The sequence below is a fragment of the Pseudarthrobacter sp. NamE2 genome (assembly GCF_005796205.1).
Classification (GTDB): domain Bacteria; phylum Actinomycetota; class Actinomycetes; order Actinomycetales; family Micrococcaceae; genus Arthrobacter.
In genome coordinates this window covers 15,017-34,534 of record NZ_VAHN01000004.1, presented here as the reverse complement: position 1 = coordinate 34,534, position 19,518 = coordinate 15,017, and the positions used below count along the sequence as shown (strand labels likewise).

Genomic DNA, 19,518 nt, shown 5'->3' with positions numbered 1-19,518 from the left:
GCGGCCTGGCCGGCGGACGTCGTCTTTCCGCCGGCCTTGGCGGCCCTGGGCGCGGCCATGGCTGCTAGCCGCGCTCGATATTGCTGAGGTCGCGCAGGACGCCCAGCCGTCCGTCGGTGTGCTGGACCAGGAACTCGTGCCCGCGGTCTTCCAGGGCGAGCACCCAGCCGCCCGGCTCGATGACGAACGCCGGCGCCCCGGTACGCGGATCGTAGGCGGTGCGGTGCTGGGCGACGGCGAACCAGAACGCCTCGTGGATGGGTTGTTCCTCCAGTTCGTCATGCCGGCTGGAGGGATCGACGGTCGCGCCGATCGGTTCCTCGGTACGAACCTGCTGGTGGACAGCCGTGGCAGCCGGCGGTTCCCACGTGCCGTGGGCAGGCGACGCATCCTGCCGCGCGCCGCCGTCGTCGTGTCCTGCCTGCGAGCTGCCGGTTGCGGAGGAACCGTGTGCCGCCGGCACGTCACCGAACTGCGTCTCCTCAGCCGCTGACGTGGACGCAGGGCTTACGACGTCGGCTGCCTGGGTGGGCGGGCCGGCATCAATGTGGCGGTCGGCAACTTCGGGAGCGGTGGACACGGCTCCGGCTGCAGGGACGGCTGCGGTAGCCGGGGTGTGGTGTGCCGCGGCCGACGGAACGGCTGCGGTTGCCGGTTCATGGTCGCGCTCGCGGTCCGGGGAACCTTCCTGGACAGCCGAAGACCCGGCACCCGCACCGCCAAAGAGCTTTCCGGCAGCCCCGCCCAGCAGCTTTCCGCCGGGCTTCGACCCGGTTTCCGGCTTGGGCTCTTTCGGGGCACGCGGCTTTTGGACGGGGACCGCGGCCTCGCGGGCCACCACATGCGCAGGCACTTCCGCACGGTCTTTGAAGTCACCCGAAAGATACGGCAGGAAGCGGCCCATCACGGTCGCTGCGAAGAGGATCAGGGATCCGATCAGGCCCACCAGCAGGCTGGGCACGTATGCACCTGCCACGGACAGGAAGAAAAAGGCGACGGCGAAGCAGGCCACTACCGACGCGAACTGGTCAACGGAGAGGGATCCGACGCGGATCCGCGTGGCCGGCGCCAACCTGCGGGCCGCAAAAAGCGCGCTGACGATCAGGGGCAGGATGATGCCCAGTCCCAGGAAGAAGAGGTTGTTGAGGTTCCACAGGTTGTACCGGCCGCCGAAGATGGGCAACAGCGATGCGACAAACAGGATGAGCGTGGCCGCGAAGACAGCAAGGTCCCGCACGGTGAAAGGGCCCAGCACCGCCTGGTTCGCGTCTTTGGAAAGGCCCCCGGGCGTGGCCTTGCCTCCGGGCGTGGCCTGCTGGCCGGCACCGGTGGCGGACTCCGCCGTCCCGGAACCTGGCGTGGTGTCCGGGCCGGTTTTCTGGCCGAAGCTCTGCTGGTTCATCTGTTCTCCTTAGCGTGGCGGCACCGGACCGAAGTCCGGGAACCGTCCCGATGTAACCGCGGAACCGCCGCCGCCAGGCACTGCTGGTCCCTGCCTGCAGCGGTCCGAAGTGAAGCCACAATTCCATTTCAGCCTAGTCAACAGCCGGGCTGATCACTAGCTGGCAGGCTGCTGCGAAGACGCGGCCAGGACGGCGGCGCAAGCCACTCACCGCTAAATAAACGCCGTTCGCGGTCGCGTCTGTGACACGGCGCACATGCCTGCGCGGGCAAGCATTAGGCTTGGTTTCGGAACAGCTCTTTGCGGTGTGTCCATGATCGGCCGGAGCCCGATGCCGCGCATGCGGACGGTCCTGCCGGTGGCCGCCACGCCGCCCAGTGAAGATCGATGAATGATGAGGTTCACATGTCCCAGGACACTCCAAGCTCCACGGCCACCGTTCCCGCAGGCTCGGCACAGCAGGGCGATGCCTTTGAAAACCTGCTGCATGAGACCCGGACATTCCCGCCCTCGCCGGAGTTTGCTGCCAACGCTGTTGTGACCGCCGGGGAGTACCAGGAGGCCGACGCCGACCGCCCGGCTTTCTGGGCGAAGCAGGCGCGGGAGCTGCTCACCTGGAGCAAGGACTTCGACGAGGCGCTGGACTGGTCCAACCCGCCGTTCGCGAAGTGGTTCGTGGGCGGGGAGGTCAACGCGGCCTACAACGCGCTGGACCGGCATGTGGAGAACGGCCGGGGCGACCGGGTTGCCATCCACTTCGAGGGTGAGCCGGGCGACACCCGCACCTACACCTATGCGCAGCTGACCGAAGAGGTAAAGAAGGCCGCGAACGCCTTCGAGTCCCTGGGCGTGGCCAAGGGCGACCGGGTGGCCGTGTACCTGCCGATGATCCCCGAAGCAGTGATCACTCTGCTGGCCTGCGCCCGGATCGGCGCGGTCCACTCGGTGGTGTTCGGCGGGTTCTCCGCAGACGCCCTGCGCTCCCGCATCGAGGACGCCGAGGCCAAGCTGGTGGTCACCGCTGACGGCACGTACCGCCGCGGCAAGCCCAGCGCACTCAAACCCGCCGTCGACGAGGCCCTGTCCAAGGACGGCCACACCGTGCAGAACGTGGTGGTGGTCAAGCGCAACGGCCAGGATGTGGACTGGACCGAGGGCCGGGACCACTGGTGGGCGGACACCGTGGACGCCGCCTCCGCCGAGCACACCGCCGTCGGCCACGACTCCGAGCACCCGCTGTTCATCCTCTACACCTCCGGCACCACCGGCAAGCCCAAGGGCATCCTGCATACCACCGGCGGGTACCTCACCCAGACGGCCTACACCCACAAGGCCGTCTTCGACCTGCACCCGGACACGGATGTGTACTGGTGCACGGCCGACGTCGGCTGGGTCACCGGCCACTCCTACGTCACCTACGCCCCGCTCATCAACGGCGCCACCCAGGTCATCTACGAAGGCACCCCGGACTCCCCGCACCAGGGCCGCTGGTGGGAGATCGTGGAAAAGTACAAGGTCTCCATCCTCTACACCGCACCCACCGCGATCCGGACCTTCATGAAATGGGGGAGGGACATCCCGGACAAGTACGACCTCACTTCCCTGCGCGTCCTGGGCTCCGTAGGCGAACCCATCAACCCCGAAGCCTGGATGTGGTACCGGGACGTCATCGGCAGCGGCAAGACCCCCATCGTGGACACCTGGTGGCAGACCGAAACCGGCGCCCAGATGATCGCCCCGCTGCCCGGCGTCACCGCCGCCAAGCCCGGCTCCGCCCAGGTCCCGCTGCCCGGCATCGCCGTGGACGTCGTCGACGAGATGGGCGCATCCGTGCCCAACGGGCACGGCGGGTTCCTGGTCATCCGCGAACCCTGGCCGGCCATGCTCCGCGGCATCTGGGGCGACCCGGAACGGTTCAAGGACACCTACTGGTCCCGGTTCGAGAACATGTACTTCGCCGGCGACGGCGCCAAGAAGGACGAGGACGGCGATGTCTGGCTCCTGGGCCGCGTGGACGACGTCATGAACGTCTCCGGGCACCGGCTCTCCACCACGGAGATCGAATCCGCCCTGGTCTCCCACCCCGCCGTGGCCGAGGCCGCCGTCGTGGGCGCCACGGATGAAACCACCGGCCAGGCAGTGGTCGCGTTCGTGATCCTCCGGGGGGACGCCGCCAACAACGGCGACGAAACCGTCCAGGAACTCCGCAACCATGTGGGCAAGGAAATCGGGCCCATCGCCAAGCCCAAGAACATCCTCGTGGTTCCGGAACTGCCCAAGACCCGCTCCGGCAAGATCATGCGCCGCCTCCTCAAGGACGTCGCCGAAGGCCGCGACCCCGGCGACGCCACCACCCTCTCCGACCCCACGATCATGCAGCAGATCGCGGCATCCCTCAGGAAGTAGGGGGAACGAACACCGGGGCGACCGTTGGCAGGGCCAGCGTCGCTCCCGACGGAACGAACCCACAAGCTGATGCGCGGGGGTTATCCGGAAGCGTGCGTCAAAGCGAGGTACGGGCAGCACGCGGAGGATGACTCCCGCGCATCAGCGTGGCAGGCACCTAGACTGGGAGCAGACCTGTCCCCTGCTTTAAGGACCTGCCCCGGATGCTCGCCGTTGCCCGACATGAGGCCATATTGGACGCACTCCAGCGCGAGCGGGTTGTGCGCGTCTCGGACCTGGCCCAGCAGCTGGGCGTGTCCCTGATGACGGTGCGCCGCGACATTGAGGTGCTGGAGGAGGGCGGCCGGCTGGAGCGGATCCATGGCGGCGCCAAGCTGCCGGGCGACGCCAGCACGCATGAGCCCGGCTTCGAGCTGAAGTCCACCCAACTGACGGACGAGAAGCGGGCCATTGCCGTGGAGGCGGCCGGGCTGGTGACCGAGGGCATGGCCGTGGGCCTGAGCGCCGGAACCACCACGTGGGCCCTGGCGAAGGAGCTGGCCGGCGGCCCCCGGATCACGGTGGTGACGAACTCGGTGCGGATCGCGGACCTGTTCCACCATGCGGCGTCGTCCGGTTCGGCCCGCTACGCGTCCACGGTGATCCTGATCGGCGGTGAGCGTACGCCGTCGGACGCCTTGGTGGGACCCATCGCTACCGGCGCCTTGAAGCAGCTGCACCTGGACATCCTTTTCCTGGGTGTCCACGGGATGGATGCCGACGCGGGTTTCACCACGCCCAACCTCCTCGAGGCGGAAACGGACCGCGCCTTCGTGGCGGCTGCCCGGAAGACAGTGGTCCTGGCCGACCACACAAAGTGGGGAATGCTCGGCATCAGCTCCATCGCCCCGCTCGATGATGTGGACGAGGTCATCAGCGATCCCGGCCTCGGCATGGAGGCCCAACGCGTACTGCACGAACGGGTGGGCCGGCTGAGGCTGGCGGCTGTCCGCGAAGCCTCCTGAGGAGTGGTTGCCCTGTCCCCTCTCCCAGGGGCTCCGGGCCCGCGCATTCTCCAGGTGAGGTTGCGCGGCCTCTGGCGTCAGCCGATAGGTTTAACACCATGACTGAAGCTTCCTCCGCCGCCGGGATTGGCCGCGGCACCATCCTCGTGATCAACGGCCCCAACCTGAACCTCCTGGGGACCAGGGAGCCGGAGAAGTACGGCACCTCAACCCTCGCCGATGTCGAACAACTGGCGGCCTCGGCCACCAAGGCGCACGGCTTTGAGGTGGAATGCGTCCAGTCCAACCACGAGGGCGTCCTGCTGGACGTCATCCATGCCGCCCGCGGCAACGCGGCAGGCATCGTCATCAACGCCGGAGCCTTCACGCACACGTCCGTGGCGCTGCGTGACGCCCTCGCCGCGGTGCAGCTTCCCGCCGTCGAAGTGCACATCACCAACGTGCACCAGCGCGAGGAATTCCGGCACCATTCCTTCCTGTCCCCTGTGTGTTCCGCCGTGATTGTCGGAGCGGGAGTCACCGGATACCGGCTGGCCATCGAATACCTCGCGGACGTCCTTTAGGCCAGGCCGGCCGTTACTTCTGGATGCACTGGCCGGATGAAACAGGCGCGCTCAGGGACCCTGCCTGGGCAGCCACCGGGTTCAGGTCGTCCATGGTGATGGCGAAACCCATATCGGTGTCCGAGGTGGCTTTGGCGAAGATGACGCCGGCCACTTGGCCCTCAGTGGTGAGGAGTGGACCGCCGGAGTTGCCGGGCTGCACGTCGCCCGCCAGCCGGTAAATCTCCTCGGGTGCCGGGTTGCTGCCGTAGATATCGGGAACCAGCACCGTGGTGATGTCCTGGATGGTGGCCGGCTTGGACTGGAAGGGACCGCCGTGCGGGTAACCGGCAAAGGCTGCAGCGCTGCCGCCGGGAAGGTCTCCACTGAGGGGCAGCGGCTGCAACGGCAGGTCCTCCACAGCCAGCACGGCGAGATCGTGCTTGGTGTCGAAGTAGACCACCCGCCCGGGCATCGCGCCGCCGTCGAGCATTTCCACCACTGGCTGTGAGACACCCGCCACGACGTGCGCGTTGGTGACCACCCTGTCCGGGGAGACCACAAAGCCGGTCCCGGTCTGGTTCTGGCCGCATTCGTAGGCGGTGCCGGCGATCCTCAGGACTGACTGCGCCGCCCGGTTGAGGGCTGGGGTATCGGTGCTGGCGTTGGGCACGGGTACCGCCGGGCCCTGTTCCAGGCCCTCGATAAGGGTGGGGATGCCGTTGCCGATCACGGCCGAGCGGAGCTCCGCCATGGTGGCTTTGACGGGGGTGGGCGTAAGCCCGTCGATGAAACGGATGACCTTGGATTCGGCAAGCTGCTGGGACACAATCGGCACACCCAGCGAACTGATGCTGAACGCCAGCATGGACATCACCAGCGCCGAGACCACCACGTTGACGGCGCCGCCTACCACCCGGTCTACGGCACGCAGCGGCCGGATGCGCATGGCACCGCGGATCTGCCGCCCCACCATGGTGCCCAGCCCGTGGCCCAGGACCACAAGGACGACGGCGGCGGCCACGATGGCGGTGAGCCGCCACCCTGAATCCTCCACGAAGCCGCTGACCAGGGGCACGGCAAAAAAGGCGGCCACCGCGCCTGCGGCGAAACCGGCGATGCCCCCTACCGTGACCAGGAAGCCGTTCCGCAGGCCGTAGACCAGGTAGGACAGCAGCGCCAGGATCAGGATCAGGTCCAGGACAGTCAAGCCGACCACGAAGGACTCCTTATAAACAGTTGAAACCTCATTCTAAGGGCGTGCCCTGACAATCTTCTGTGGGTCCCGGGGGCCCCGCCTGGGCCCGTCATACGGGTGTTTCAGCTGCCAAGTTCGTCACAGAACCTTGAAAATTCTGAAACAATGGCACGAGCGCCACAGCCAATACTTTTACTCAGGAGATTTCATGGACATCGAGGTACTGCGCCGAGCACCCCTTTTCGCCACGCTGGACGACGACGCTTTCCGCCTGCTGACGGATGAGCTCACCGAGGTTGACCTCTCCCGAGGCGCATCGGTGTTCCGCGAGGGCGACCAGGGTGACCAGCTGTACTTCATCGTCTCCGGAAAGGTGAAGCTCGGCCGCACCTCCCCCGACGGCCGCGAGTCGCTGCTGGCCATCCTTGGCCCGGGCGAACTGTTCGGCGAGATGGCCCTGTTCGATCCCAGCCCCCGCACCGCCACCGCAACGGCCGTGTCCGAAACCCGGCTGGCCGGCCTTAAGAACGAGAGCCTGAACAACCTGCTGCGCACCCGTCCCGAGGTTTCCGCCCAGCTGCTGCAGGCCCTGGCCCGCCGCCTGCGCCGCACCAACGATTCGCTGTCTGACCTGGTCTTTTCCGACGTCCCCGGCCGCGTCGCCAAGGCCCTGCTGGACCTGGCCGACCGGTTCGGCCGCCCGGCAACCGACGGCGTCCTGGTGGCCCACGAGCTCACCCAGGAAGAGCTCGCCCAGCTCGTCGGTGCTTCCCGTGAAACCGTCAACAAGGCCCTGGCCGAGTTCGTCCAGCGCGGCTGGCTCCGCCTGGAAGCCCGCGCCGTCGTCATCCTGGACATGCAGCGCCTCCGCCAGCGCTCCCGCTAGGCAACAAGAAAAGGCTGCCCCAAGGGGGCGGCCTTTTCCGTTTCCCCGCCAAAACCGCCCCGAGGTCGACATCCTCCACGTGCTGCTCCTTCCTCGCTTTGCCGCACGCTTCCGGATCCCGGCCTCGGGCCATTGCAATGAACTCGCTCGGCGCAGGCCCGCACCAGCTGGGCGGCGGTAAAATTTAAGTCACGAGGTGCATGGCGATGTCTGTGGCTATGGCTGTGTTTCTGGTGCTGCTGGGCCTGGCGGTTTTGGCCGCCATTGCCGGGACGGTGGTGCTGGTGATCCGTGACGGGCGCGGGGAGATCCCGCCGGAACCTTCGGTCAGGCCCTGGACCGCGGGAACCCTGCCAAGCCTCCCCTACTCCAGGCTCCGCAGGATCTAGCGTTCCCGCTGGGGATCGCCGGGCGTCGTCTTGGCGGCTTCCACTTCGAGCAGCATCCGGCCGTCCTCCACCACGAGGCTGGGTTGGTACACGTGGGCTTTGCGCTTGTAGCTCAGGTACGCAATGCAGCCGTTGGCGGTGGCCATCTTTTCCAGCATAATCTCGGAGCCGGGGACCAGGAGCTCGCCGAGCATGCGGCCCTTGGTGTTTTCCTGGCCCACTTCATCCCCGAGGATGGTGGTGTTCCGCTCCTCGATCACCTTGCCGGCATTCACCCACCTGCCCCAGACGCCCTTGCCTTCCAGGAGCGTGGGCTCCTGGCCCAGGGGCACGGTGGCAGCGAAGTAGCGGGTGTCGAACCTGCGGTGGGAGAAGTCGGGGCTTCGCCAGTTCACCAGGGACTTCAGCAGGTCGGTCCGGAGCGAAAGGCCCCGCTTGTCGAGCACCTGCGCGAAGGTCTTTTCCTGGTCGGCCACCGCCAGCCGGGCACGCATCCACTCCGTGGTGGAGGTTGCTTCCACCGTGCTGGTCATATCGGGCCCCGCCAGCAGCACCCCTGTTTCCTCGAACAGTTCCCGAATGGCGCCCACTACGTGCCGCCGCGCCAGCCCGACGTCGTCCGTACCCATCTGCTCAGCCCAGTACTGCGGCGAGGGGCCCAACCAGCTGATGGGCTCGTCGTCGGCAGCGTCCAGGGAACCGCCGGGAAACGCGAGGACCCCCAGCGGCGAGGTGCCCGGCCGGTAGGCCAGCCAGGTCTCGAGGCCGTTGGGGGAATCGCGCAGCAGGACAACGGACGACGCAAAGCGGGCAGCCCGCGGGGTCCGCTCGCCGTGTTCGAGCCAGCTTTGCGCTGCCCCCTCCAGGTCCTGGGGCAGTGCGAAAAGGCGTCGGGCGAGCTGAGGCAAGGGAAGCGACCTAGTTGAATTCGGCGATCAGTTCGACTTCCACCGGCGCGTCGAGCGGGAGGACGGCAACGCCGACGGCGGAACGGGCGTGCTGCCCGGCGTCACCAAGGACGCGGCCCAGCAGTTCGGAGGCACCGTTGATGACTGCGGGCTGTCCGGTAAAGGACGGGTCGGAGGAGACGAATCCCACAACCTTGACGATACGCGTGATCCGGTCCAAGTCGCCGATCACGCTTTTGACGGCGGCCAGCGCGTTCACTGCACAGACGGCGGCGTAGCGCTGGGCGTCCTCGGGCGAGACGGTGGGCTCATCCGCGGCACCCTCGGTGCCGGCTGAAACCTTCCCCGTTGCTTCGAGTTTGCCATTAACAAAAGGAAGCTGGCCTGAGGTGTACACGTGGCTGCCGGAGACGACGGCGGGCACGTACGCAGCTACTGGCGGAGCCACTTCCGGAAGGGTCAGGCCGAGTTCGGCGAGGCGCTGCTCGACGGCTGAAACAGGGGCCGCTGCCGCGCCGGTGCGGGCTTCTGCGGGGGTGCTCATGCTACTGCTTCTCCCTCTTGAGGTAGGCAACGAGGCCGTTTCCGTCGGGTCCCGGGACAACCTGGACGAGCTCCCACCCGTCGTCTCCCCACTGGTCCAGAATCTGCTTTGTGGCGTGGATAATGAGCGGAATCGTCGCGTACTCCCATTTGGTCATGAGAGAAAGACTAGTCCTTGCCGGTAAAGTGGAAAACATGGCATCTCGTAAGAACCCCTTATTCGATACTGCCACCACCCTCGGAAAGATCCTAGTTTTCCTTGGCGTGAGTGCGATCTGCGGTGTCCTGGTAGCCGGCCTGCTGGTCCCGGCGGCCGCCGTCTCGGGCAGCGCCGCAAGCGGTTCCATCGAGTTTTTCGACACACTTCCGGCGGAACTGAAGGTGGATCCGCCGAACCAGACCACCAGGATCCTGGCGGCGGACGGCAGTGAGATTGCAAGCGTCTACACGGAGAACCGCACCAAGGTCTCCCTGGACCAAATTTCACCGTTCGTGAAAGAGGCTGTCATCGCCGTCGAGGACAGCCGTTTTTATGACCACGGCGGTGTGGACACCACAGGCATCCTCCGCGCTTTGGTGAGCACGGCGCGCGGCAACCGCCAAGGTGCCTCAACGATCACGCAGCAGTACGTGAACAACGTCCTCAACGCCAACCTCGCCGCAGAGGGCAACGAGGACCAGATCAAGCTCAACGGCGTGAATAAGGGCGTGGGCGACAAGCTCCGCGAGATGAAACTGGCAATTGCCCTGGAGAAGGAGTTCAGCAAGGAGCAGATCCTTGAGGGCTACCTGAACATCGTCTTCTTCAACCGTGACGCCTACGGCATCGAAGCTGCGTCCAGGTTCTTCTTCAGCACTTCCGCCAAGGACCTGACCCTGCCCCAGGCTGCGCTGCTCGCCGGCCTGGTCAACAGCCCGTCCGCCTTCGATCCGATCAACAACCCGGAGGCCTCCAAGCAGCGCCGGGACCTGGTGCTCAAGCTCATGTTCGACCAGGGCAAGATCACGCAGGCCGACTACGACGCCGCGGTGGCCACCCCGGTGGAAACCAACGTGACCCGGCCCAAGCAGGGCTGTGCCTACGCTGCCACCGCCCCCTACTTCTGCGACTACGTGCTGCACCTGCTGGAAAACAACCCGGCTTACGGGGCGGAACGCGAAGAACGTGAACGCCTCATCTACGGCGGAGGCCTGACCATCACCACCACCCTGGACCCGGCCGCGCAGGCCGCGGCCCAGGAACAGGTGAACGCTTCCGCCGGCGCGAACCCGGACAAGTGGGGCGCCGCCCTGGTATCCGTGCAGCCCAACAGCGGCAAGATCGTCGCCATGGCCCAGAACACCACGTTCCTGCCTGCCGAAGGGTCATTCGACTCGCAGGTGAACTTCAACGTGGACAAGCTGGACAGGGACGGCAATGACCTCAACGGCCTGGGCGGGGCACAGCCAGGGTCCACCATGAAGCCCTTCACCTTTGCCGAGTGGCTGAACGAGGGCAAGTCGATGAACACCGTGGTGAACTCGGCCCAGCGCCGCTACCCGCTGAACTTCCCATGGCGCAACTCCTGCGGCCAGGTAACCGGCGCCTACAACACGGCGCAGAAGGCACTCGGCGCAGCAGACGACCTGCAGAACGCCGAACCCCAGTGGTACCGGCCGCTGTCCGTCCTGGAAGGCCTCTACAACTCCATCAACACCGTGACGTTCGCGTCCGCGGCACAGCTGGACTTCTGCGGCATCCAAAAGATTGTGGACGCCACCGGACTCCACGGCGGCCTCCCGGCGGACGGGGATCCGAACCCAAAGATCGATATGTCCACCTTGGCCAACCTGCTGGGGTCCACGCAGACCTCCCCGCTGACCATGGCCAGCGCATTCGCCACGTTCGCGAACGACGGCAAGTTCTGCGAGGCCATCGCCATCACCTCGGTGACGGACCAGACCGGAAAGCAGCTCCCCGCCCAGTCCACCAACTGCCGGGACGCCGTGAAGCCCGAAGTGGCCCGTGGCGTCAACTACGCGCTGCAGGAGGTGCTGAACCGCGGTTCCGGCTCGCTGATCCAGCCCCGGATCTCCACCCGGACCACCTTCCCCATCGGCGCCAAGACCGGTACGTCCAACAACAACGGCTCCACCTGGGTTGTTGGCCACACCACCGGCCTGGCCACCGCCGCCTGGTTCGGTGACCCGCTGGGTGCACAGGACCGCGCCGGCCAGAACATCACCGTGAACGGCAAGTTCTACCAGGGCATCGACGGCTACATGATCGCCGGCCCAATGTTCTCCAGGTTCATGGCACAGATCGCTCCGGCCTACGGCACCGATCCGTTCCCTGCGCCGCCGAGCAGCATGCTGAACGGCGGTGGCGGTTCCACCACCCGGACTCCCGCTACGTCTGCCCCGCAAGCCACCAGGGCGCAGGCGCCGGCTCCCGCAGCCACCCAACCCGCGCCTGCTCCCGCTCCGGCCGGCAACGGCGACAGCGGCAGCGGCAGCGACAGCGGCAGCGGCAGCGGCAGCGGCAGCGACAGCGGCAGCGGCAGCGGCAGCGCGAACGATGACAATGGCCGCGGAAACGGCTAGCCGACCATGACCATGAACGAGCTGGCCAGCCGCGTCCGTACCGTCGGGCGCGGCTTTGCCGTCACCGCAGGAGCCGGAGCAGCCGCAGGAATAGTCGCCTTCGGCTACGGGCTGTGGGAGAAGAACCAGTTCGTGCTTCGCGAGGAAACACTGGAAATCCTGCCCCCGGGCCGGGCACCGTTCCGCATTCTCCACCTCAGTGACATCCACTTTGTCCCGGGCCAGAAAAAGAAGGCAGCCTGGCTGGAATCCTTGGCGGACCTGGAACCGGACCTGGTGGTTAACACGGGGGACAACCTCAGCCACGCACAGGCAGTGGATCCGCTGCTGGCGGCCCTGCGCCCCCTACTGCAGTTTCCGGGCGTTTTTGTCCCCGGCTCCAACGACTACTTCGCGCCCAGCCTGCGGAACCCCGCTTCCTACCTGCTGGGCCCCTCCAAAGTGCGGCCCAAGACTGTCCCGCTGGATTGGCCGAGGCTGCGCTCCGGGTTTGGGATGGGCGGCTGGATCGACCTGACCAACAGGCATCAGTCGCTGGTCCTCAACGGCATGCGCTTCGATTTTTCCGGAGTGGACGATCCTCACCTGAACCGGGAACGCTATGCCGGATGGCCGCGCGGGACGGTCAACCAGGACTCCAACGACCACCTCAAGGTGGCGGTGGTCCATGCGCCCTACCAGCGCGTTCTGGACCACTTCACGGAGAACGGCGCGGACCTCCTGCTGGCGGGCCATACCCACGGCGGGCAGCTGTGCATCCCGGGCTACGGAGCGCTGGTCTCCAACTGCGACCTCCCCACGTGGCGGGCAAAGGGCCTGAACGACTGGTCCAGCAACGGAAGCACGACGCCGGTCAATGTCTCAGGCGGCATCGGCACCTCCCGCTTCTCACCGGTAAGGATCGCCTGCAAGCCCGAGGCAGTCCTGCTGACCCTCACCCCGCCCGGCTGAAAGCATCATTACAGAACGCAATAACTAAGCAAGATGATGGGGACGCCCGCATCCCTGTGAATCGTCTCACCCCATGGCATAGGGTAGTTGCTACGGGAAACTACATTCGATTTAGAGCTTGAGAAGCGGGCATGGCCAGGCAAACTCCATTCTTTCGATCCATCAGCCGTCTCTATCCCCATGTCCGCCCCATCATCCCCCGGCTCCTGCTCGGGCTGCTGTGCGCGCTCCTGGCCAGTGTGGTTGCCCTGGCCATCCCCCAGGTGCTGCGGGTACTCGTCAACGAGTCACTGAAGCCCGGCGGCGCCACCGAAGCCGTGTGGATTTCCGCCGCGGTAATCCTTGTCCTGGGCGTGGCAGAGGCCGGCCTCGTCGCGCTCCGCCGGCAGTTCGTCATCAATCCCGCCACGTCGGTGGAGACGCAGATGCGGGTGTCGCTCTACGGCCACCTGCAGGACCTGGCAGTTTCCTTCCACGACTGCTGGGGCTCGGGCCAGCTGCTCTCCCGCGCCATGACGGACCTCAACTTCCTGCGCCGCTGGATGGCCTTCGGCGCCATCATGCTGGTGGTCACCACGCTCACCGTCATTATCGGCATCAGCGTCATGTTTGCCATGAGCTGGCAGCTGGCCCTGATCTTCCTGGCCGCTGCGGTGCCCATCATGGCGTACAGCTTCCGGTTCCGCACCCGTTTCAGCAAGGTGGCCCGTCGCAGCCAGGACCAGGCCGGCGACCTTGCCACCACCGTGGAGGAATCCGTCCACGGGATCCGCGTGCTCAAGGCCTTCGGCCGCAGCCGTGAAGCCCTGGAGAACTTCAACGAACAGGCGGAGGAACTCCGCCAGACGGAGATCGAGAAGGCCCGCCACCAGGCGATGTTCACCATGGTGGTCACCCTCCTGCCCGAGCTCGCGCTCGGCGCCGGCCTGGTGGTCGGTGTGACGCTGTGCGCCAGCGGCCAGCTGGACATCGGGGCACTGGTGGCCTTCTTTGCCACCGCAGCCGTCATCGCCTCTCCCGTGGAGTTCTCAGGCATGCTGCTGGCCATGGCACTGACCGCCAAGACCGCCGTCGACCGCCATTACGAAGTGATGGACACGCACAACGCCATCACCAGTCCCCCTCAGCCGCGGTGCCCCACGCAGGTAACCGGCGCCCTCCGGTTCAGCAACGCCTCCTTCGCGTTCGATGACGCACCGGACAAGCCCATCCTCCAGGACATCAACCTGGAGGTCCTTCCGGGCGAAACCATGGCGCTGGTGGGCATTACGGGGAGCGGCAAAAGCGCCCTGATCCAGCTGGTCCCGCGGCTGTATGACGTCACTGGCGGTTCCATCACCATCGACGGGGTTGACCTGCGGGACTTCGACGTGGAAGAACTGCGGCGCATCGTCGCGGTGGCGTTCGAGGACACCACCCTCTTCTCCGACTCGGTCCGTGACAACGTCCTGCTAGGTGCCCCGGAACGCACCGATGACGTCCTGAACGAGGCGCTGGACGTGGCACAGGCGCACTTCGCTTTCTCGCTCCCCCAAGGCGTAGAGACCCTGATCGGCGAGGAAGGGCTCAGCCTGTCCGGCGGGCAGCGGCAGCGGATTGCCCTGGCCCGCGCCATAGCTGCCCGCCCGCGCGTCCTGGTCCTCGATGACCCACTGTCAGCCCTGGACGTCCACACCGAGGAACTGGTGGAGAACAGGCTGCGCCAGGTCCTCTCAGACACCACCACCCTGATCGTGGCGCACCGGCCCTCCACCGTGGCGCTTGCCGACCGTGTGGCCCTGCTGGAGGACGGCCGCATCACCGCCGTCGGGACGCATACCGGCTTGCTGGCCTCCAACGACCACTACCGCTACGTCATTGCCAGCCTGGACCGGGAACCCCGGGACCTGGACTCTGAATTTTCAGCGCTTGAGGACCATGCAGAGGAGGTTACCCGATGAGCACTGCCACGTTCGGCACGGCGAACGAAGACAACGCCCACCTCAGCAAGAGTGACAGCAGGGCCCTACGACGGCGGTCGCTCGCCTTGCTGGGGTCCCTCATCCGGCCCGTCCGGGTACGGTTCTGGTTGACCATTGCCACGGTGGTCCTCTCCCAGGCCGCGCGCGTGGCCGGCCCGGCGCTCATCGCCTTCGGCATCGACCACGCCCTGCCGGCCCTGCGCGCCGGAGACAACCTTCCCCTCGTGCTGACCGGCGTCGCGTACCTGCTCGCCGCCATAGCGACGGCGGGACTCACCGCCCTGTACGTCACCTCCACTGCGAAGCTCAGCCAGGCCATGCTGCTGGACCTGCGGCTGCGGGTCTTCCGCCACACCCAGCGGCTCAGCCTTGAGTTCCATGAAAAGTACACCTCCGGCCGGATCATTGCCCGGCAGACTTCAGATCTCGAGGCCCTCCGCGAACTCCTGGATTCGGGGGTCAGCTCTTTGGCCTCGGGCCTGCTGTTCATGGTCTTCACCGCGGTCACGGTCTTCGCCCTGGACTGGCGCAGCGGGCTGCTGGTGCTGGCCGCCGGGGTTCCCATGTTCTTCCTGGCACGCTGGTACCAGAAGCACTCCCAGATCGCCTTCCGCGAATCCCGGGTGGTGTCCGCCCGGCTGATCGTGCACTTCGTGGAAACCATGACAGGCATCCGTGCCGTCAAGGCCTTCCGCAAGGAACGCGAGAATGCCGAACAGTACGGGCAACTCGCCGAGGACTACCGCAGGGTGACTGTCCGCTCCATCAACCTCAACGGCATCTTCCAGCCCGGACTGGTGCTGATCGGCAACGTCTGCGTGGCGGTGGTCCTGCTGTTCGGCGGTTTCCGGGTGCTGACCGGAGACCTTGCCGTGGGCGTGCTGCTGGCCCTGATGCTCTCCACCAAGCGGTTCTTCCAGCCCGTGGACCAGATGGCCATGTTCTACAACTCCTTCCAGAGCGCCCAGGCAGCCCTGGAAAAAGTCTCCGGGCTGCTCGAGGAGGTGCCCACCGTGCGGCCGCCGAAGAACCCCGTGGCGCTGAAAAATGCCAAGGGCGGCATCGACTTCAAGGACGTGGAGTTCCGCTACGGCGACGGCCCTGTGATCGTTCCCCGGCTGAACCTGCACATTCCCGCCGGGCAGACTGTTGCCTTGGTGGGGCAGACAGGCGCCGGAAAATCCACCCTGGCCAAGCTGATCGCCCGCTTCTACGACGTCACCTCCGGTTCGCTCACCCTGGACGGGGTGGACCTGCGGAACCTGAGCACCAGCGACCTGCGGCGGAACATCGTCATGGTCACCCAGGAGGCCTTCCTTTTCAGCGGGACGGTAGCGGACAATATCGCGCTGGGCCGGCCCGAGGCGTCCCGGGCTGAAATCGAAGAAGCCGCAAAAGCGGTGGGCGCCCACGACTTCATCGAGGAACTGCCCGAAGGCTACGACACCGACGTGAACAAGCGCGGCGGCCGCGTCTCCTCCGGCCAGCGGCAGCTCATCAGCTTTGCCCGCGCCTTCCTGGCCCGGCCGGCCGTGCTGATCCTGGATGAGGCCACGTCGTCGCTGGATATCCCCTCGGAACGGCTTGTCCAGAACGGGCTGGCACGCCTGCTGGCCGGGACGGAATCGGCGGGCAGGACTGCGCTGATCATTGCCCACCGCCTCTCCACAGTTGAGACCGCAGACCGCGTGCTGGTGGTCCATGACGGCCGGATCGTCGAGGACGGCAGCCCGGCTGACCTGATTGGCGGTGGCGGCCGTTTTGCGGAGCTCCATGGGGCCTGGAAGGATTCCCTGGTCTGACTCCCGGCGGATTTCACATCCTGACCGGGGATCGGCTATCCTTGTAAAGTTGCTTTTGCAGCGGATCGGGATGTAGCGCAGCTTGGTAGCGCGCTTCGTTCGGGACGAAGAGGTCGCAGGTTCAAATCCTGTCATCCCGACCACAACAAGAGAGGGTCTCCTGCGGGAGGCCCTCTTTTCGTTCCGCTACACCCGGCCAGCTCCTGAACGCAAGTCAAGCCTTCCCACGTTATGAGGGCCTTTTGCACGCGCTCTCAACGACGCTCCCTGGTTAAAAGGAACAGCCCCGGAGCGTGCGCTCCGGGGCCATCCTCGCCTCCCAGAATGAGGAAGCTTATTACATCGGGTCAGGCCAATTGCCTGAGTAGGTGGTGAAGGTGGTGTCTTCCGTAGTGCTGCTGCCCTTGCTCTTTACAGGCTTGGACATAGGGTCGGGCCAGTTACCCGATTTTGCGACAACCACTCCGCCCGAGTCAGCGAGGGAACCCGCGGACAAGACGGCGGGAGCCGCCGCAGAAAACGCCAGCGCCCCAGCCAGAGCGGCTGCGGCTGCAATCTTCTTCAACATATAAGTTCCTCAATACGAGTCGGATTCGTTACAAAGCCAGCACGGTCCTTGTTGACACACATTGTAAAATGTTTTCCACAGGCGCTGTCAAGCGTTAAGAGTCAACCTAGGCAGAAGAAGGGAGGAAATCCATGGGCAACGGATTCGGAGAGAAGCTACGCGCCGAGCGTTTGGAGCGCGGGCTGACGCAGGCGGAGTTAGGCAAAGACCTCTACTCCCCCAGCTACATCTCATTGCTTGAAACCGGCCGCAGGGAACCGACTGCGGAGGTCATCGAAGAGTTAGCAAGGCGCCTCGAACTTGCACCTAAAGCGATGGAAGCCTGGAGCCACCCTGTTTCGGACACAGACGCTGAGTATGTCCTGGCAGGGCTCTACGCCAGGCAGGCTTGGGATCTTCGGGATTATCCCCTTGCTGCGAGTCATGCTGCCACGGCCGCAAGATTGGCCTTGGAGGCCAAAAACATCAGCGCCTGGTGGAACATGAGCTACATGCAGGCCGAGTGCATGCTCAAGCACGGCGACGTATCGGACTGCAGGCAACTCGTGGAAAAGCTTTACGAACACCCTATGGCAAGGGAATCTGTTGGGCTTGCTGTCCGGGCGCTTCAAATGCTGGCGGTGGTTTGCCAGCGTGAGGGGCAGTTGACCATGGCCGTGGACCACGCGCTCCAGGCGGTAAACCTGGCGGACCAACTCCCAAAGAGTTCAACGATTATCGTCGGGGCTCTACGGGCACTCATCGGGGCTCTTGCTGAGAGCGGCCGCCTTGACGAAGCCTGGCGGTATTGTCAGGACCTGCACCTGGAGGTTGATGAAAAAGCCATGCCCCAACTGGCGGGTGAAGTGGCCTGGGTGATTGGCAACGTGGCCTTCATGCGCCATGACTACGTGGAAGGCGTCAAACATCACGAGCGTGCATCCAAGCTGCTATCCCCCGCCAACGACATCGAGTTGTGGGCGCGTTTCAACAAGGCATCTGCGGCCGTGCGGCTGCAGTCAGGCATCGTGGAGCCGGAAACGCTGTCGTCCATCGAACGCGCCGAGCTTGCCTTCTCGATCGTGAGCGGTATGAAGAGCGACCAATTGGAGGTCGCTTTCATTCGTGCCCGCTGGCTGTACCTGACCGGGGACATCGTTGCCGCCGTAGAAAAGCTGCGCGAAATTCACGCTGAGCGTTCAGCACTGGCCAAGCACACAGCCGGCGAAGTCTCGCTGCTTTTGGGCAAGTCCCTGAAAGCTGCAGGCGAATTCGATGAAGCCCTGGTCCACCTGCAGGAAGCGCAGAAAGCCTTCAGCGCGGCAGGCGTCGGGGACCGCGTCCAGCAGGCGCTGGACGCGATCCTGGAAATCAAGCTGGCCCAGCAGAGGGCTTCCTCCACCGGCAAACCGGCCAAGCAGGCCGGCTAGCCAGCCCGTTCGCCCGGAGCAGCTGGGGCTCCGTCAGGCGAACGTCTTCCCCGTGATTTTCTCGTAGGCCTCGATGTAGCGGCTGCGGGTCCGCTCCACTACCTCAGCGGGAAGCGCCGGTGGCGGCGTGTCCGAAAACTTGTCCCATCCGGATTCGGCTGACGTCAGCCAGTCACGTACGTACTGCTTGTCGTAGGACGGCTGCGCCTGGCCGGGCTTGTACGTTGCGGCGTCCCAGAAGCGGGAGGAGTCGGGCGTGAGGACCTCGTCGCCCAGCGTGATCGACCCGGACACGGCATCATACCCGAACTCCACCTTGGTGTCCGCGAGGATGATGCCCCGTTCGCGGGCGATCCGCTCCGCCGTCGTGTAGATCTTCAAGGTGAGCTCGCTCAGGCGTGCGGCGATGTCGTCGCCCACGATTGCCGCCACGGCATCGTAGGTGATGTTCTCGTCGTGCTCCCCCACCTCGGCCTTGGCTGACGGCGTGAAAATGGCGCGCTCCAGCCGGGAGCCGTCCACCAGGCCCTGGGGCAGCGGGATGCCGCATACCGTCCCTGATGCACGGTACTCCTGCAGTCCGGAGCCGGTGAGGTAGCCGCGGGCGATGCATTCCACCGGGAACATGTCCAGCTTCTTGCAGATCATTGCCCGGCCTTCAACCTCCGCCGGCACGCCGTCCTCCACGGTGGAGGCCAGCACGTGGTGTTCCACGTCCAGCTGGTCGAACCACCACAGGCTGAGCTGCGTGAGGATGCGGCCCTTGTCCGGAATCTCGCTGGACAGGACATGGTCGTAGGCGCTGATGCGGTCGCTGGCGACCACCAGCACGCAGTCCTGCCCGACGCGCTGCAGGATGGACTCGTCAGCGGGCTCGTACAGGTCCCGGACCTTGCCCGAGTAGACGTGTTTCCAGCCCGGCAGGTCGAGTGCTGTGGTGTTGTAGCCGCGGGGCGTATCCGTCAT

At 65.7% G+C, this 19,518-nt stretch carries 17 protein-coding genes and 1 tRNA gene; 11 read left to right on the top strand and 7 right to left on the bottom strand.

Annotation, left to right across the window (positions count from 1 at the left end; translation table 11 throughout):
- Positions 1–64: 64 nt before the first annotated feature.
- Complete coding sequence (locus tag FDW83_RS06460; RefSeq protein WP_138136810.1) at positions 65–1,402, bottom strand: hypothetical protein; 1,338 nt, start codon at positions 1,400–1,402, stop codon at positions 65–67.
- A gap of 405 nt (positions 1,403–1,807) precedes the next feature.
- Here FDW83_RS06460 and acs point away from each other — a divergent pair, with 405 nt between their 5' ends.
- The 3 genes from acs to aroQ all read left to right on the top strand — a co-directional run bounded on the left by acs (position 1,808) and on the right by aroQ (position 5,375).
- Positions 1,808–3,808 (top strand): acetate--CoA ligase, encoded by a 2,001-nt coding sequence (gene acs / locus FDW83_RS06455; protein WP_138136809.1) that lies wholly within the window; start codon positions 1,808–1,810, stop codon positions 3,806–3,808.
- A gap of 203 nt (positions 3,809–4,011) precedes the next feature.
- Entirely contained in the window at positions 4,012–4,812 is an 801-nt protein-coding gene (locus FDW83_RS06450; protein WP_138136808.1) for a DeoR/GlpR family DNA-binding transcription regulator, read from the top strand.
- A gap of 98 nt (positions 4,813–4,910) precedes the next feature.
- Positions 4,911–5,375 carry a type II 3-dehydroquinate dehydratase gene (gene aroQ, locus FDW83_RS06445; protein ID WP_138136807.1) on the top strand — a complete coding sequence of 155 codons (465 nt, stop codon included), beginning with the start codon at positions 4,911–4,913 and terminating at the stop codon, positions 5,373–5,375.
- A gap of 13 nt (positions 5,376–5,388) precedes the next feature.
- Here the strand turns inward: aroQ and FDW83_RS06440 are convergent, their stop codons facing one another.
- Entirely contained in the window at positions 5,389–6,573 is a 1,185-nt protein-coding gene (locus FDW83_RS06440; protein ID WP_138136806.1) for a MarP family serine protease, read from the bottom strand.
- Positions 6,574–6,760: 187 nt separating this feature from the next.
- Here FDW83_RS06440 and FDW83_RS06435 point away from each other — a divergent pair, with 187 nt between their 5' ends.
- Positions 6,761–7,438, top strand: a complete 678-nt coding sequence (locus FDW83_RS06435) for a Crp/Fnr family transcriptional regulator (RefSeq protein WP_009359192.1) — start codon at positions 6,761–6,763, stop codon at positions 7,436–7,438.
- 218 nt (positions 7,439–7,656) lie between these two features.
- Positions 7,657–7,827, top strand: a complete 171-nt coding sequence (locus FDW83_RS06430; protein WP_240720878.1) for a hypothetical protein — start codon at positions 7,657–7,659, stop codon at positions 7,825–7,827.
- Here the strand turns inward: FDW83_RS06430 and FDW83_RS06425 are convergent.
- Genes FDW83_RS06425 through FDW83_RS06415 form a run of 3 tightly spaced genes read right to left on the bottom strand, consistent with a single transcriptional unit; the run spans position 7,824 to position 9,436 of the window.
- Entirely contained in the window at positions 7,824–8,735 is a 912-nt protein-coding gene (locus FDW83_RS06425; RefSeq protein ID WP_138136804.1) for an NUDIX hydrolase, read from the bottom strand. The two genes, FDW83_RS06430 and FDW83_RS06425, sit on opposite strands and share 4 nt — an antisense overlap.
- A gap of 10 nt (positions 8,736–8,745) precedes the next feature.
- Positions 8,746–9,279 (bottom strand): RidA family protein, encoded by a 534-nt coding sequence (locus FDW83_RS06420; protein WP_138136803.1) that lies wholly within the window; start codon positions 9,277–9,279, stop codon positions 8,746–8,748.
- Position 9,280: 1 nt separating this feature from the next.
- On the bottom strand, positions 9,281–9,436 hold the full coding sequence (locus FDW83_RS06415; RefSeq protein ID WP_003797879.1) for a DUF4177 domain-containing protein: 156 nt from the start codon (positions 9,434–9,436) through the stop codon (positions 9,281–9,283).
- Positions 9,437–9,473: 37 nt separating this feature from the next.
- Between FDW83_RS06415 and FDW83_RS06410 the strand changes: the two genes are divergently transcribed.
- From FDW83_RS06410 to FDW83_RS06390, 5 genes are all read left to right on the top strand, one after another.
- Entirely contained in the window at positions 9,474–11,861 is a 2,388-nt protein-coding gene (locus FDW83_RS06410; RefSeq protein WP_138136802.1) for a transglycosylase domain-containing protein, read from the top strand.
- Between the two features lie 6 nt (positions 11,862–11,867).
- Positions 11,868–12,812 (top strand): metallophosphoesterase, encoded by a 945-nt coding sequence (locus FDW83_RS06405; RefSeq protein ID WP_138136801.1) that lies wholly within the window; start codon positions 11,868–11,870, stop codon positions 12,810–12,812.
- A 131-nt stretch (positions 12,813–12,943) separates the two neighbouring features.
- Positions 12,944–14,752 (top strand): ABC transporter ATP-binding protein, encoded by a 1,809-nt coding sequence (locus tag FDW83_RS06400; protein ID WP_138136800.1) that lies wholly within the window; start codon positions 12,944–12,946, stop codon positions 14,750–14,752.
- Positions 14,749–16,575 carry an ABC transporter ATP-binding protein gene (locus FDW83_RS06395; protein WP_138136799.1) on the top strand — a complete coding sequence of 609 codons (1,827 nt, stop codon included), beginning with the start codon at positions 14,749–14,751 and terminating at the stop codon, positions 16,573–16,575. The genes FDW83_RS06400 and FDW83_RS06395 overlap by 4 nt, the downstream gene beginning before the upstream one ends.
- A 66-nt stretch (positions 16,576–16,641) precedes the next feature.
- Positions 16,642–16,718, top strand: a tRNA-Pro gene (locus FDW83_RS06390).
- A gap of 194 nt (positions 16,719–16,912) precedes the next feature.
- Here FDW83_RS06390 and FDW83_RS06385 read toward each other — a convergent pair.
- Entirely contained in the window at positions 16,913–17,143 is a 231-nt protein-coding gene (locus tag FDW83_RS06385) for a hypothetical protein (protein ID WP_138136798.1), read from the bottom strand.
- A gap of 131 nt (positions 17,144–17,274) precedes the next feature.
- Between FDW83_RS06385 and FDW83_RS06380 the strand changes: the two genes are divergently transcribed.
- Positions 17,275–18,552, top strand: coding sequence for a helix-turn-helix transcriptional regulator (locus FDW83_RS06380; RefSeq protein WP_138136797.1), 1,278 nt, complete (start codon positions 17,275–17,277; stop codon positions 18,550–18,552).
- Between the two features lie 33 nt (positions 18,553–18,585).
- Here the strand turns inward: FDW83_RS06380 and FDW83_RS06375 are convergent, their stop codons facing one another.
- Positions 18,586–19,518, bottom strand: coding sequence for a phosphoribosylaminoimidazolesuccinocarboxamide synthase (locus FDW83_RS06375; protein ID WP_138136796.1), 933 nt, complete (start codon positions 19,516–19,518; stop codon positions 18,586–18,588).